The 15329-nt window shown below is 56.3% G+C and carries 9 protein-coding genes and 1 pseudogene; 5 read left to right on the plus strand and 5 right to left on the minus strand.

Translation table 11 applies throughout. The annotated features are described in order from the left end of the window. Positions 1-40: 40 nt before the first annotated feature. The gene (locus tag ACA108_10935; GenBank protein ID XEX97970.1) at positions 41-292 is read left to right on the plus strand and encodes a type II toxin-antitoxin system Phd/YefM family antitoxin; all 252 of its coding nucleotides are present in this window, start codon (positions 41-43) and stop codon (positions 290-292) included. Next, positions 282-557: a type II toxin-antitoxin system RelE/ParE family toxin gene (locus tag ACA108_10940; GenBank protein XEX97971.1), complete on the plus strand. Its 276-nt coding sequence runs from the start codon at positions 282-284 to the stop codon at positions 555-557. The genes ACA108_10935 and ACA108_10940 overlap by 11 nt, the downstream gene beginning before the upstream one ends. A 72-nt stretch (positions 558-629) precedes the next feature. Here the strand turns inward: ACA108_10940 and ACA108_10945 are convergent, their stop codons facing one another. Further along, positions 630-9248 (minus strand): GH36-type glycosyl hydrolase domain-containing protein, encoded by an 8619-nt coding sequence (locus ACA108_10945; GenBank protein XEX97972.1) that lies wholly within the window; start codon positions 9246-9248, stop codon positions 630-632. A gap of 334 nt (positions 9249-9582) precedes the next feature. Then, positions 9583-10026, minus strand: coding sequence for a GFA family protein (locus tag ACA108_10950; protein XEX97973.1), 444 nt, complete (start codon positions 10024-10026; stop codon positions 9583-9585). 220 nt (positions 10027-10246) lie between these two features. On the opposite strand from ACA108_10950, the gene ACA108_10955 reads away from it, so the two are divergent. Then, complete coding sequence (locus tag ACA108_10955) at positions 10247-11860, plus strand: ABC-F family ATP-binding cassette domain-containing protein (protein ID XEX97974.1); 1614 nt, start codon at positions 10247-10249, stop codon at positions 11858-11860. A gap of 12 nt (positions 11861-11872) precedes the next feature. Here ACA108_10955 and ACA108_10960 read toward each other — a convergent pair whose 3' ends face one another. The 3 genes and pseudogenes from ACA108_10960 to ACA108_10970 all read right to left on the minus strand — a co-directional run bounded on the left by ACA108_10960 (position 11873) and on the right by ACA108_10970 (position 13034). Beyond that, positions 11873-12235: a VOC family protein gene (locus ACA108_10960; GenBank protein ID XEX97975.1), complete on the minus strand. Its 363-nt coding sequence runs from the start codon at positions 12233-12235 to the stop codon at positions 11873-11875. A 97-nt stretch (positions 12236-12332) separates the two neighbouring features. Continuing rightward, positions 12333-12464: pseudogene (locus tag ACA108_10965) on the minus strand (hypothetical protein). 69 nt (positions 12465-12533) lie between these two features. Beyond that, the gene (locus ACA108_10970) at positions 12534-13034 is read right to left on the minus strand and encodes an anti-virulence regulator CigR family protein (GenBank protein XEX97976.1); all 501 of its coding nucleotides are present in this window, start codon (positions 13032-13034) and stop codon (positions 12534-12536) included. A gap of 305 nt (positions 13035-13339) precedes the next feature. On the opposite strand from ACA108_10970, the gene ACA108_10975 reads away from it, so the two are divergent. Both ACA108_10975 and ACA108_10980 read left to right on the plus strand, forming a co-directional pair. After that, a complete protein-coding gene (locus ACA108_10975) occupies positions 13340-14380 on the plus strand; it encodes an MBL fold metallo-hydrolase (protein XEX97977.1) in 1041 nt (346 codons plus the stop codon). Between the two features lie 134 nt (positions 14381-14514). Further along, positions 14515-15318: a MipA/OmpV family protein gene (locus ACA108_10980; GenBank protein XEX97978.1), complete on the plus strand. Its 804-nt coding sequence runs from the start codon at positions 14515-14517 to the stop codon at positions 15316-15318. The last annotated feature ends 11 nt before the right edge of the window (positions 15319-15329 follow it).

A 15329-nucleotide genomic window follows, 5' to 3' on the forward strand; every position in this document is an offset into this window, starting at 1 on the left:
GATGCTATAGTTAGTGCTCATTATTTAGAGGAGCACTATTATGGCTTTTGAAATCCTGACGACTACTGCCGCAAGCATCACCGAGCTGAAAAGGGACCCTATGGGCACCTTCCGGGCAGGCGAAGGTGAATCTGTGGCTATCCTCAATCGTAACGAACCGGCGTTCTATTGTGTTTCGCCTGCGGTCTATGCTTATTTGATGGAAATCGCCGAAGATATCGAATTAGGTCGCATGGTCGATGAACGCATGAAAGTTGCTGAATTTATAGAGGTCGATATCAATGACCTATAGGTTGTTATTTGAAAAGCGGGCGCAGAAAGAATGGAAAAAACTCTCGCCCGTTATTCGTGACCAATTTAAAAAGAAATTAGCAGAGCGGTTACACCCCCCCCGCGTCCCTGGCGATAAACTTCACGGACGTAAAGATCAGTACAAAATAAAACTAAAATCGTCGGGCTATCGGCTTGTTTATATCGTTCAGGAGGATGTGGTGACTGTCTATGTCATCGGCGTTGGCAAGCGTGAAAATGACGAGATTTATAAATCCACGCAATAAAGGAGGTCTGTGCAACTCCAGCCTGCGGAACCTCGCGTACCGGCAGTTACACAGCAGTCCAAATGACAGGCATTACCGATCTATCATGATTGAGAATGAGTGATAGTCTTCCTCTCCAGCGCTTATCTCCACCCTATGCCGCTGCCCGTCATCACATAGTGGGATGCGGTTTTCCGGCAGCAGAACGTCGTCCAGCATGACCTGATAGCTACCTTCACTTCGCGATACATTTATCTGATAATCACTCGAACCGTGGCGGTAGACCAGGCTCACGGATGGCCAGCTCTTGGGCAGCAATGGAAGAACGGTTATCGCATCACCGTGCCGCTCGATACCCAGTAACGTCTCGATGACTAATCGATACGCCCAGCCTGCAGAACCTGTGTACCAGCTCCAGCCTCCGCGCCCGGTGTGCGGCGCTACGCTATAGATGTCCGCCGTCATGACGTACGGCTCGACTTTATAGCGTTCGATGGCGTCCGGCGTCAGGCCGTGATTGATCGGGTTGATCAGCGACCAGAGCTGCCAGGCCCGCTCGGTGTTGCCGCTGCGGGCGAAGGCCATTACCGCCCAGATGGCGCCGTGGGTATACTGCCCGCCGTTCTCGCGTACCCCCGGCAGGTAACCCTGAATGTAGCCGGGGTTAGGGCCGTTGCCGTTAAACGGCGGGGTAAGCAGTTTTATCAGCCCCGCCTCGTTATCTACCAGCCGCGCGTCCAGCGCCTGCATGGCCTGGGAGCATCGTTCTGCGCTCCCTGCCCCGGACAGCACCGCCCAGCTTTGGGCAATGGCGTCAATCTGGCACTCTATTGCACTCTGTGAGCCAAGTGCTTCTCCACTATCAAAGTAGCCCCGGCGATACCAGGCTCCGTCCCAGCCGGCCGCCTCAAGGCTGCGCTGTAGTTTTGTCGCCTCGCTGCGACAAAGCGTGGCGATTTCTTCGTCGTTAATACGCCCGGCAAGCTTCGCAAAGCGCTGCAGTACGTCATACAGGAAGAAGCCTAGCCAGACGCTTTCGCCCTTGCCTTCCAGCCCGACCAGATTCATTCCGTCGTTCCAGTCGCCTGCTCCCATCAGCGGCAGACCGTGCTGACCGTAGCGCAAGCCATGGCGAATGGCTTTCACGCCGTGCTGCCACAGCGAGTCTTCAAGGGCGCTGACAACCGGCTGATCGTATACCGACTCTTCGCCGGGCTGGAGCTGGCGGCCTTCAAGGTACGGAAGGCGCTGGTCGAGCAAACCGGTATCCCCCGTTGTGGCGACGTAGTGGCAGATGGACAGCGGCAGCCAGAGATAGTCATCTGAACAACGGGTGCGGACTCCGTTGCCTGACGGTGGATGCCACCAGTGCTGAACGTCGCCTTCGGTGAACTGGCGCGATGCGCAAAGCAGGATCTGCTCGCGAAGCCGCTCCGGAGCCGCATGGCTCAGCGCCAGGGTGTCCTGAAGCTGGTCGCGGAAACCGAAAGCCCCGCCGGACTGGTAGTAGCCGCTACGAGCCATCAGACGGCAGGCAATGGTCTGGTACAGCAGCCAGCCGTTGGCAAGCAGATTAACGGCAGGATCGGGCGTCGCCACGACGATTTGGTCGAGCATGCGGTGCCAGTGGGCGTGTACATTTGCCAGCTCACCGCGAGCAGCATCTTCGCTAAGATACAGATCGATCATCGCTTCCGCGTCCTGGTGATTCTGGCCCGTGCCGAGTACAAAGATAAACGTGCGCTGGTCTCCGTCAATCAGCGTCGTCGCGGACTGCACCGCTCCGCACGGATCTAACCCCGCGCCAGTTTTATCAGACAGCGTGCGCTGTTGCATGACGGCCGGATCACGCTGCGAACCATTACGCCCCAGAAATTCCCGGCGGTCTCCCGTCACGGAACAATGGACCCCCGTTACCGCAAAGAAAGCGGTTCTTTCCGAACCGTTGCTGCTATAGAAGTTATTTGCCAGCACCCCGCAGCCGCGTCCCGTTGTGGACGCCCGGGTCACGACATGCATTGCTGATTTGCTGCGCGATTCACCCAGCGTCCACTCCACGTAGCCGGTCACGGAAATTTTGCGGGTACGCCCCGAAGTATTGCTGAGCGTTAAAATAGCGATTTTTACGGGAGCATGTTCCGCCACCAGGATAGTCAGCTCCGTATCGATACCTGTTTCACGGTGGGCGAAAACGCTGTAGCCAAAGCCGTGGCGTGAAAGATAATATCCGCTGCCACGCACCGGCAACGTCGTCGGCGACCAGACGGCACCGCTCTCTTCATCACGCAGATAGTACGCCTCGCCGGAACGGTCGCTGATGGGATCGTTTTCCCAGGGAGTAAGGCGATACTCATGCGCGTTCTCATACCAGGTATAGGCCTGTCCCGCTTCGGAGATAACGGTACCAAATCCCGCATTGGCCAGAACGTTCGCCCAGGGTGCCGGAGTCTGGTCCTTTTCATCCAGAACAATCTGGTATTCACGGCCATCCTGCGAAAACCCGCCGCGGCCGTTGAAAAACACCAGCGCGCTGGTATCGGGCTGCCAGGGATCGTGCTGATTGTCGGGAAGACCCGCACGCGGAGTAAAAGCCTGTTGCGAAGACAGTGTCGGCTGAAGGCGCTGATTCAGCTGCTCTTTCAGGCCACCACCGCGGTCATCAAGAACGATTTGCGCCACGCTCAGCAGTAGCAGCCTGTCTTCCGCCGACATTTGTTCACCGTTGCGCACAAAAATACCGCCGGGCTTGTCCATCTGGCTGGCTTCAGATCCCGCCGCGATCAGCTCGACTATCTGGTTTTGCAGCTCCTGCTGATAGCCTCCGTGGCTGTCGTTGAGGATAACCAGATCCACCGCCAGTCCTTTTAACCGCCAGTAGTGGTGCGCCTGAATCACCGTGGTGATAAGCAGAACGCTTTCGTCGCTGGTGACGTTAAGGATAACAATCGGCAGGTCACCTGAAATTGACCATCCCCACAGGCCTGGCTGCCCTCGCCGGTTACGGCTAAGCGTTCTGGCATCAGCCCGCAGCTCTGGTCCTGGGAACAGCACCGCGCCTGCCAGCCGGTTGAAGAGCGTAGCGTCGTCTTCGTTGGCGTTAATCTGACGCAGAGCGATCTGACTGTGCGACCACGCAAGCTCAAAGACGCGATCCGCAATCGGGTGGTCGTGATATTTCTCCACCAGCGCCTGGCTGTGCTGACGGCTCTCCGTTACGCCATAAATAATGTCGACGGTAACGGGCAGCCCGGGCTGCAGAACGATGGACCGGCGGATGGCAAGAATGGGATCCAGCACCGGGCCGACGCTGTTGCTCAATGAGCCGCCCTGTTCGACTGCGGCGGCGTTTGCCGGGGTTCGTCCCCGGCCGAGGAATTTAGCCCTGTCGGTTTCAAACGAGGTTTCGCTCTGCGGCTGCCCGTGTACCACCATCGTGTGAAACATCCACGGACAGCGTTCATCAGGCGAACGGGGGCGGCGGTGGCAAAGTATCGCATGCTGGTCGGCAAGCAGCTCGGTCTGGATAAACAAATTGCTGAAGGCCGGATGAGCCAGATCGCTCTCTTTTGGTGCCAGCACCACCTCCGCGTAGGTTGTCAGTTCCAGGGTACGCGGCTGCCGTCCGCGGTGCAGAAGCGTGACACGCCGAAGCTCAATATCATCTTCTGGCGAGACGACAATCTGCGTTTTTACGCTGACCGTGCCCGCCACCACGTTGAACTCCGCGCCGGCGTCGGTAAAGACCACATCATACTGGCTGGCGGACGCCCCCAGCGGCTGCCAGGTATTGCTCCAGACCTCATTTGTGACAGGGTCACTTACAAAGCAAAATGCGCCCCAGCCGTCGCAGGTTGGGTCGCTGCGCCAGCGGGTTAGCGCCAGGTCTTTCCAGCGGCTGTAGCCCCCGCCGGACTGGCTGACCATCAGGTGGTAATCGGCATTTGCGAGAAGCTGAACTTCAGGGATGACGCTGTCCACGTCGGTAAACTCACGGGTTTCGTACTGTACGGGCTGTAATACCCCTTCGTGAGATTCGAAATGGCGACGTGGGCTGTACAGCTCTACGGCGTCAGGCACGCGTTCCTGCAGCAGCAGACGGGCCGACTGAAACGACGGACTCGTCATAAACCGATCGACCATTGGGGCACCCAGCAGCACGTGAGAAAGTGCCTGGAAGGCCATGCCCTGATGATGCGCCATCCACGAACGGACGATCGCGTACATCTGGCCGCTGGCGAGGCGCGAAGGCGTGTAATCCAGCGCTTCATAGAAGCCATATTCGCCGCGCGAACCGCTCTCTTCCAGCCTGCGGAGATTTTCACAGGCTTTATGCGGCGAGACAGTCAGCGCCATAAGCGTGGCATATGGAGCAATAACCATGTCATCGGCCAGCCCTCGCCGCAGGCCAAGGCCGGGAACGCCGAAAGCGTGATACTGATAATTTTGCAGCGCATCGAACGAGTAATAGCCCGACTCCGAGATCCCCCACGGCACGCCCCGCTCTTTGCCCCAGTCGATCTGGCGTTTAACCGCCGACTGGCTCATCTCTTCAAGAAGGCTACCCGGATAGGTCGGCATCACCAGGTTTGGCATTAAATATTCAAACATTGAGCCACTCCACGACATGAGCGCCGTTTCGTTATCAATGGTGGTAAACAGCCTTCCCAGCGCAAACCAGCTTTTCAGCGGCAGCTGGTTTGTGGCAATCGCCAGAAAGCTGGTAAGTCGAATTTCCGAGGGTAGCAGGTCGTAATGGCTGTTATCGAGCTTATTGTTATCGCAGTTGTACCCCACGCTGAGCAGGCTGGTAACCTCGTTATACAGGAAGGCGAAATCCATTCTCGCGTGCTCGTTCAGCCGCTGTTCAAGCTCGGAAACAATATCCAGCCGGGTGCGCGCCTGACGAATCGCCGATTCTGACGGTGTCCCCTCGCCGGTATGTGTTGCCTGAGCAAGCCAGCTAAGAGTCGGCAGCGCCTGGTTCTGCCAGCTGCCGGGAAGCCAGCTCAGAAAATGTGTCCATTCATGGCAGATAAGCACCAGTTGACGCTGAAGATGCTCCACCCAGCGGCGGATGCGGCCATCTTCGTGACTGCAAAGCGCATGCAGACGATTACTCTGCGCGCGCATATTTTTCAGCTCAGCAAAGAGCAGCGCCGGGGACAGCATGCCGGCGCCTTTACAATGGCTACGCAGCTGGCGAAGCAGCGTCGGAGCATGCTGCCCCCAGGCTTTTTCGAGAATTTGCAGCGTATCATCGAGACCCGTCAGCACCTGCGTCGTGTCGAGCAGCGGCTGGTTACGCAAGCCCGTTAAGCCTGCACTAAGGGTGAGCAAATGCCCGGCCATATTGCCGCTGTCCACGCTTGAGATATAGCGTGGATTAAGCGGCACCAGCGTGCGGGTGTCATACCAGTTATACAAATGCCCGCGGTAGTGCTCCATTTTATCCAGCGTATCGAGGGTCAGCGTAATACGCTGCAGCATTTCACCCTGAGGGATATAGCCAAAATCCCATGCCGTCAGGTTAGCCATTAGCGACAGGCCGATATTGGTCGGCGAGGTGCGGTGCGCAATAACGGGATGGGGAAACTCCTGGAAGTTATCCGGCGGCAGCCAGTTCTCTTTTACGGTGGCAAAAGTTTCAAAAAAGGCCCAAATCTCCCGGCTGCTCTGACGCAGCAGACGTTGATTTTCAGCAGTAAATGCGAGGCCTGGCCTGATGGGTTCGCGGCTTAACCAGCTTAATATCATCGGAGCCAGACACCACAGCACGCCTATGGGGGCGGCAATAAACAGCAGCATCGGGGCAAGGGATGCGGTAAGCAGGATAAGTGCGGCACCGGTAGCCACATTGAGCCACATCGCACGGTAAAACCGCAGAGTTGAGGTTCTGGCACCGTCGGTCATTTGCTCAAAGCTTGCCCACTGATTAAGGTTATGATGGCTGATACCCAGCCGCCACAGCGTCACGGCTATGGCATGTAGCGAATACCCTGCCTCGTGGGGCAGCGTGATAAATCCAAGGCCAACACGCAGCAGACGCTTTAGCCCTCCGGATGACACCAGCAGCCAGTGCTGGAGGAACGGGCGTCGTGCTGGCTTGTTAATCATGCCCTGAGCTAACACCAACGCGCCGGGAAGCAGCAGCGCAACGGCCATCACCATCAGCCAGTAAAAGGGATTGGGAACCAGTAAAAGCGAGCAAAAGATAAGGACCAGCAGTGACGGTGCCACCAGGCTACGACGCAGATTATCCAGCAGCTTCCAGCGGGAAAGCGCAGTGAGCGGATTTTTGTCCCGCGTTCCGTCTTCTTTTCTGACCCGAAATTTGAGCCAGTTCAGCAGCTGCCAGTCGCCGCGTATCCAGCGGCTGCGCCTCGCCACGTCGGTGAGGTAATTATTGGGATATTGTTCATAAAGCAGAACCTCGCTGAGCAAGCCCGAGCGGGCGTAGCATCCCTCCAGTAAATCATGGCTCAGCACCAGGTTTTCCGGGCAAGTATTGTGCGTGGCCTGCGTAAAAGCATCCACGTCGTAAATACCCTTACCAACAAACGAGCCTTCACCAAACAGATCCTGATAGATGTCCGAAGCCATCATTGAGTACGGATCGTTACCCGGCACGCTGCTGCACATGGCCGCGTAGCGCCCCTGCCCGTTGCGTGGGATTTCCTCAGCAAGGCCCGGCTGTAAAATACCGTAACCCTTCACGACGCGTTGCTTTAAAGGATCGTAGACCGGGTGGTTGAGCGGATGCGCCATCGTCGCGACAAGCTTGTGCGCTGTATCCCGGGGCAGCACGGTATCGCTGTCCAGCGTAATGACATATTTCACCCCCTGCGGGGGCGCGATTTCGTTGTTATGCACATCTGAAAACTGTGCCGCAGGCGCCCGCAGCCAACTGTTTAGCATCGACAGTTTGCCGCGCTTGCGCTCGTAGCCCATCCACACGTTTTGCTGAGGATTCCACTGCGCCGGACGGTGCAGCAGGAAGAAAAGTGGCTGTGAGCGGGAAGCATAGCGACGGTTAAGATTCTGCATCTGAGCCTCAGCCCAGTGAAGCAGCTTGCTATTTTCCGGCGAGTTTTCATCGGGGGAATCAGCGAAATCAGTCAGCAACGCGAAATACAGGTTCGCCGTGCTGTTGCCGAGATAGCAAACTTCCAGGCTATTGAACAGCTTGTCAATTCCTGCCCGGCTGGTGAGTAAGCACGGAATAACAACCAGGGTGCTGAACCCGGCCGGAATGCCGGTGGAGAAATCCATCCTTGGCAGCGGCAGCGGTGAGCGGAAGCGTGTCGTTGCCTCACTCAGTAAATTGCTCGCCAGCTGGCTAACCAGCACCACCAGCGGCAACGCAAGGAGCACCAGCGGCCAGTGCATACCCTGAAGCCAGGTGCGGAATAAAATGTCGGCGGTAAAGGCCGTTGTTAACAGGCTTAAACTCCCAAGCCAGGCAAGCAGCGGGATCTGGTTAAAACTATGGCGCAGCCGTACGCCCCAGGAGATGTTAGCGCCGAGTTCATGTTCAAGCGCAGCGCGCCCTTCACCAATCAGGTAATAGCCAACGTGGTGGGCAGGCGTTGCTGGATCGGCGCCCTGCGCCATTTGCAGAATATGGCGGGCGACTTCCGGTTCGCCGTAATGACTGTGCCTGGCGAGGATCTCAATAATGTGTCGGTAGTGGTCTCGAGTGTCAAAGTGCATCGCCGGGTATATCCCTGAGGGATCCTGGCGCAGTGTCTGTTCGGCCAGGCTCATGGCTTCGGCAAAGTCGGCCCAGTTGGTTTCGCTCAGCAGCCGCAGGCCAACAATACTGTTGCTGACGGAGAGCTGGTTTGCGGCAAGCTGCTGGTTAAAGCGGTGAATCAGGTAGTCCGGGGTCACGCCGGTTTCGGCCAGGCGCTGCTCAACCCAGGTCAGCGGTAAAGAGAGCATATTCCCCCGCCCCTGCAGCCGACGAACCAGCTCCGCCACAAACGCGCTGCTTAACGGCGGACGCGATCGCGCCATATCAGCAATCACCATGATCAGATCCGCAGGCGCGTTTTCGGCGCACTCAAAAATTCGCGTCACCCACGCGTCAGCGAGATTGCGCTCTTTTTGCGCTCCGGCCACCTCAATGCTGACCCGACGTAAATTTTCAATCAGCGCCAGGCGCAGCATGCCCGGCAGCGCCCAGAGCTCGCCGAGCGTTAGCGGTGTTACCTGTTGATAGGCTGCGATATAGCTCGCCAGGCTCGCTGCGTCCCAGCGTCCGTCGGCATGGGCTATAGCTTCGGAAGCTATCGCATAAATGCGCGGACAGTTGTGTGGAGCCGTTAACGGCGGCAATCCTTTACCAAAATTTTTGGGAAGGTGATGGCGGACCACGCGGATCTGCTCTTCGATGAGGTAATAGTTATCCAGCAGCCATTCGCCCGCAGGGGTGATGCCGGCCTTTTCGCCCGCGTTGAGCAGATAGCAGTTACGGGTAATGATGGCTTCGTTATCTTCTAGACGCTTCAGTAAATAGTAAGGCAGCCGGGTGGCCGATAATTTATGCGAGCGAGCCAGCTTCTGGCCGTAGCGCTCCATCTGGGCGGCAGAAAACAGTTCGGCTTTCATGGGGCTATCGCTGGCAGGCCCGGCGACCAGCCAGTCGGGAATATCAGGATGGAGATCCAGTGGCTTAACGCGTGTAAACCACCGTGCAGGAATTAATTTCATGAATTTGCTCAACAGGCGAGGTGAACGCACAGAAGCAGTTGTTCAATCAGATCAGAAACGTTCTCTCAGGATGGGGTGTCAGGCATCAGGGATTTAACAGCTGCAAGAGTCTTCTTAACAGTATAGGTTAAAAATTATGCGATGTTCTTGTGCGGAATTTCAGCCGCTTAGCGGTTCAGGGAACGAAATTCATCCTATCACGCACTGGATAGATAACGCACAGTTATCGCGCACGGCACGGGAATGCCTGAATGGCCTCCCTCATGCCATGACCGGCGAGGTTTTATTGCGGCCATCACGATGCCTGCCTGCGACTGGTGTTAGCAGGACGAATTTAACTACCTGCTTCAGAACCACTCTTTTTTTCCACGGGGCGGTAAATCAGGTGTCCAACAACGCCACGGCTGGCGCCATCATTAGGATGCTGAACGCCGTCCGTCACATCAACGCTTTCAAAATCAAAGGGAGAGACGCCCTCCAGGCAGGCAACGTTCACGCCATACTGTTCAGGATTAGATCTGCGCTGATGGAAGGTATAAATCCCGCACGCCGAGCAAAAATAATGCACCGCCTGCCGGGTGTTAAACCGATACTCGGTAAGAAATTCTTTCCCTGCCAGCACCTCAATGCCGGAAAGAGGCGCGGACACGACCACCGCCCCCCTCATGCGGCAGAAAGAGCAGTTACAGCGGCGAACCGTGTCAAAGCCCCCCTCGGCCAGCTCAACGGTAAATCTGACGTTGCCGCAGTGGCAGCTCGCTGATAATTTTTGGCTCATATTTTTCTCCAGACAATCAATGGCCTGCCGATGACCGCTCGTACTTGCGTCCCGGTCCATCAGCCAGTGCGCTTTACTTTATCTTCATCCTATTTAAAATAGCCCATTCCTCCCTACTTTAAAGGTATTCGTCCAATGCGCTATTGATGCTGCCGTCCGTCCGACGGCCAAACGATTGTCCCGATCTTTTGCGGGCAGTTCTGGCATCTATGGAGTAATTATGACGAATAGCTATATCGCGCTGGAAAGCGTTGCCTTTACCTTATCTGACGGCACCCCGCTGTTCTCACAGCTGAACGAAACCTTTGACGCATGTCCCACGGGCCTGGTTGGCCGTAACGGAGTGGGTAAAAGCGTACTCTCAAAAATTCTGGCGGGCACGCTAATGCCCTCTTCAGGAAGCCGCACAGCATCAGGAACCACGCATTATCTGGGACAGCACATTGCACATCAGCCTGAGGCCACCGTCGCCGGGCTTGCTGGCGTTCAGGCTGTTATCGACGCGCTGGGCCGTATCGAAAATGGCAGCGTATCCGGGCGGGATTTCGAGATAGTCGGCGACCGGTGGGATATCCGCCAGCGGCTAAAGCTTGAGCTGGAAATAAATGGGCTGGGAAATCTGCAGGCCTCGACCCCAGCGCATCAGCTAAGCGGCGGCGAGGCCATGCGCGTATCGCTTATCGGCGCCTGGCTGGCGGAGGCTGATTTTTTGGTCCTCGACGAACCCAGCAACCATCTGGATCGTCACTGCCGGCAGGCGCTGATTGCTCAGCTTGCACGCTGGCCTGGCGGGCTGATCGCGGTAAGCCACGATCGGGAACTGCTCGAATCAATGAGCCGCATCGTTGAGCTTTCTCCCCAGGGGCTTAGCGTCTATGGCGGGAATTACTCGTTTTATGCGCAGGTGAAAGCGGCGGAAAGCCAGAATGCGCTGCATCTGCTTGAGCAACGGAAAAACGAACGGCAGCGTGAAAAGAAAAAGCTGAGCAATCAGAAAGAGCGGCTTGCAAGGCGTCAGTCCCGTGGCAATCGCCAGGGCAAAGTGGCCAACCAGGCCAAAATCCTGCTCGGCGGACAGAGGCAGCGGAGCGAAGCCTCCGCAGGAAAGCTCAACCAGCAGCATCTTGCTGTCCACGCCGCGCTCGACCAGCGGGTGCGCGACGCGGCCAAAAACGTTGAAGAAAGTGCAGCTATAGTCGTGCACTCCCCGGAGGTTACCCTCCCTTCGGGGCGTCAGATCGTCGAGCTGGTTGACGTGCAGCTCCCCTTTGTTGCGAAATTTACCCCGCCCTTGAATCTGATGCTGACCGCGCGCCAGCGCGTCGGCGTCGTAGGTGATAACGGCAGCGGGAAATCTACGCTGCTGAAAGTGTTGGCCGGACACCTCGTGCCATCCGGCGGGCGGTGCCGGGTCATTACCGATGCCTGCTGGCTCGATCAGCATCTTGCAAGCCTGGATCCCCGGCGGACGATACTGGAGCAGATACTTGAAGCTAACCGCACCGCAGGTGAAGGTGATCTGCGCACGCGGCTGGCTCAGCTTGGCCTGGACGCGCATAAAATTCAGATCCCCAGCGGGTTGTTAAGCGGGGGAGAACGCCTTAAAGCCGCCCTCGCCTGCGTGCTGTATGCCAGCCCTGCCCCCGAGCTGCTGCTGCTCGACGAACCCAGCAATCACCTGGACCTGCCATCCGTCCAGGCGCTGGAAACTATGCTCCACACGTATCAGGGCGCGCTGATAGTCGTCTCCCACGATGAGGTTTTTCTCGACAGCCTGAATCTGACAGACCGTCTGTCGCTGTTTCCCGGCGGCTGGCGTCTTGAATGCTGGTAGCCAGGCCGCTGATTACCATGCTTCCGGCTCACGGAGCATATGGACAATATTACAGGGGCTCATTACCCACCCCCCTTTGAAGCCATCGGGCAGCGGTTCGACCGCGTCACAACGGACAACGCCATTGGCTTCCATCTGCTTCGCGGCCTGTCGGAAATTGGGGGTAAACAGCTCGAGCCAGACCTCAGCCTGGCTCATTGCCGGGGCTTCATCTATCCACAAGCGATTGGGGCCAAGCAGGAAACCGGTCGCCGGTGGCTTATCCAGGATCTCCGGAAGGCCGAGCACGGTGCGGTAAAAGTCGAGAGTCTGCTGGTACTGATGGGTGGGAACTTTGATGGCGATGTCGATACCGCCCTTAATTTCTGCTGTCATAAAGATGTCCTCATTCCGCCGTGGTAATGACCGCCAGACTTTTTAGGTGCGCAACGTAAATTCTGGCTCCAGTACAGTATGAAACCTTACTCAGAATTTACGTAAAACGGGTACCTCTTTGCCCGGCCGGCCACGCCAGGCCAATGAAGAATCCTGCGATGGTGGCGGTCAGCAGCTTTGAAAGCGTTGACGCCAGCAGGGCCCGGAAGCCTGCTGGCTGGGCGATCTCCTACAACACGCTTGCCGCGGACGAAAAAAAGCCCCGACGGACGCCAGGGCTTCGTACATAGCGGGGGGGTTAGTCAAATACGCCATTAATAATGGTGGTTACGATAGCCGTACTGAGCGCAACCAGCACCAAATCGTCCCCGATCGCCTGCCATTCGTAGCCGGGATAATACGGCAGCTGGTCAAGCATCGAGCGGGGTACGGCCTTTTTGGCTATTCCCGGAGGAAGAGGTTTACCTCTTGCAAGGTTTTTGGCGATGCCGGGAGGCAGAGATTTATAGCCGGTCAGGCCATAGTTAACCGCCAGGCTACGTGCATCTTTAAAGCTGATGTCCGAATCCACGTGATCCGGCTTGCCATAGTTCTTACGGCTGCCGTGATCCTGGTCAGACTTTCCGTTGCCCTGCCCGCCTTTGTTGCTATGAGCGTTACCGTGCCCTTGATTACCGCTATTGCCATTACCGTTCCCGTTGCCATTTCCGTTACCCGGATTAGCAAAAACGGGAGCAGTAAACAGCGCCAGTGAAACAACTACGGTGACAGCTGAAAGTAATCCTCGACGCTTAAACATAAATCACCCCGTAATATATGACCGTTCTATTCAGAATATGTGTGCACTGCCCCTCCAGCAACCTTATTAATCTTATTTTTGTAATGCTCCCGGTTACCTATCGCATCTTTAAGGTCTTCCGGGCAGTATTGGCAGCGGAATTGGCCCGTGAATGCCTGCGGGGTTTGCTATCAAGTAAACGGCGAAGCATTTTCCCTCATCGTTCCTATACTGAGATGACTTAGCAGGAAGCCCGGCGAAATAATAAAACAGGTAAACTGAACCGGCGCTCCACAATGAGTTCAACTCCTTTAAGGAATGCATTGATGAAATCCAGCCCCAACTTTTGGATTAAAGCCTGCTGCATAGGCATTGTGATTATCGCATCGACGAACGTCAAAGCAGCCGAACGAGCGCCACAGGTGAAATATGAGGCAGGAACGCTACCGGAAAAATGGCGTACCGGCGGCCCGGAATGCACCACTTTCCGCGACGATTTTCAGGTGCACCAGTACAACGAAAATTTTTATATTCTGCGGGAATCAGGCTGTGTGCATACCGAGAAACCTTTCCTTTATCTTTTGTTCGGAAAAGACCGGGCGATTCTCTTTGATACCGGCGCGGGGAAAGACACCGACCCGACTACAGGCCGCGTGCCTGACGTTGTGGGAGCCGTCGACAGCGTCATAAATCTATGGCTGAAAAAAAACCATCGCCAGTCTGTTCCCTTAGTCGTCACGCACCTGCATTCGCACTTCGATCATATCTGGGGAGACGCGCAGTTTATCAAGCGTCCTGATACCACCTTCGTTAAGCCGGGCGATGTGGAGACGCTGAAGCAATTCTTTGGCATTCATAAGTGGCCGGAGGAGACAGGACGTTTCGATCTTGGTGGGCGAGTTCTGGATATTATTCCAACGCCCGGACATGACGCGACCAGCATCGCCGTCTATGACCGACAGACAGCCATACTGTTGACTGGCGATGTGCTGTATCCCGGAAGGCTGTATATCAATGAGCGAAATCCAGATCTTATGCAAGCAAGCGCACAGCGCCTGGTCGATTTCACCGCTACCCGTCCGGTTGCGCAGATACTTGGTACGCATGTTGAACGTCGCGCGCCCTACTATGATTACCCAAGGGGGACGCACTATGCCCCTGAAGAGTTCCCGCTTCAGATGGGCAGAGCCAGTTTACTGGAGCTGCTGGAAGCAACGAAGCTGCGTAGCGGGCAAGGCAGCCATAGCCATATCACCCAGAAGGCCTATCGCGATTTTACACTCTGCGGCGTTTACCCCATTTGTGAGCCGGTAAACGCGCCAGCCAGTACGGAGCAGATAAACGATCTTAGCGAGGCATTGCCCTGAACGAACGTTTTTTGCCCTATCTCGTTGATAATTAAATTACAGCGAGGAATTTGAGAGATAGAGATAGGGTAAACTTCCGGATGGCTGCAAGGCAAGGATGCCAAAAATATGACCGACTCACCAATTCTGGAACAATGATGAGACTCAAGCAAATTACTTTTTCGGCACTCTGTTCAGCGCTGCTGCTTTCAACTTCTGCCTATGCCGAAGTCGACCTTGGATCGATTGATTTATTCTCCAAAGACAGTGCGACAAGCCCTATTCCAAAGGGGCTGGTGGTCGGCGGCGCGGCGGTTACCGGTACGCACCGCTATCAGGCTGACGATACTGAAACTCATTTTATTCCCGGCGCGCTCTATTTTGGCGACCAGTTTATGTATCTTGGCGATCGCGCCCGCTATTACTTCGCGCTAAACGACTCATTTGCCGCCTACGGCTACGGCAGGTTCCGCTTTGGCAATTTGGATCCTGACGATCATGACCAGTTTAAAGGGATGCATAAACGCAGGGCGGAGTTTGAAGCGGGCGTCGGCGGCACGGTGATCACCCCCTATGCGCTGCTAAGCGCCCGAATCAGTTCGGACGTCACGGGCCAGAGCGATGGCCAGGAGCTGCTCCTGTGGGCTGACTTCCCTATTGTCCGCGATAAGCTGCTGATTATGCCTGGGGTGGGCATGATGATCCGCAGTTCCAATATGGCGAACTACTACTTTGGCGGCGTCTCGGCCAGTGAGGCCACGCCGCAGCGCAAAGAGTGGGACACCGGGACAACGTTCTCCCCGATGACGGCGATTATTACCAGCTACCGCTTTACCGACAGGTGGATGGGGCTGTTTGCCGCCAACTATGAATTTTACGATAAAAGCATCGCCGACAGCCCGCTCGTCCAGCACAGCGGCGAGCTGTATACCATTCTGGCCGTCGGCTATTCCTGGTAGGTTAGCGGAAC

Source organism: Dryocola sp. LX212, assembly GCA_041504365.1.
Taxonomy (GTDB): Bacteria; Pseudomonadota; Gammaproteobacteria; order Enterobacterales; family Enterobacteriaceae; genus Dryocola.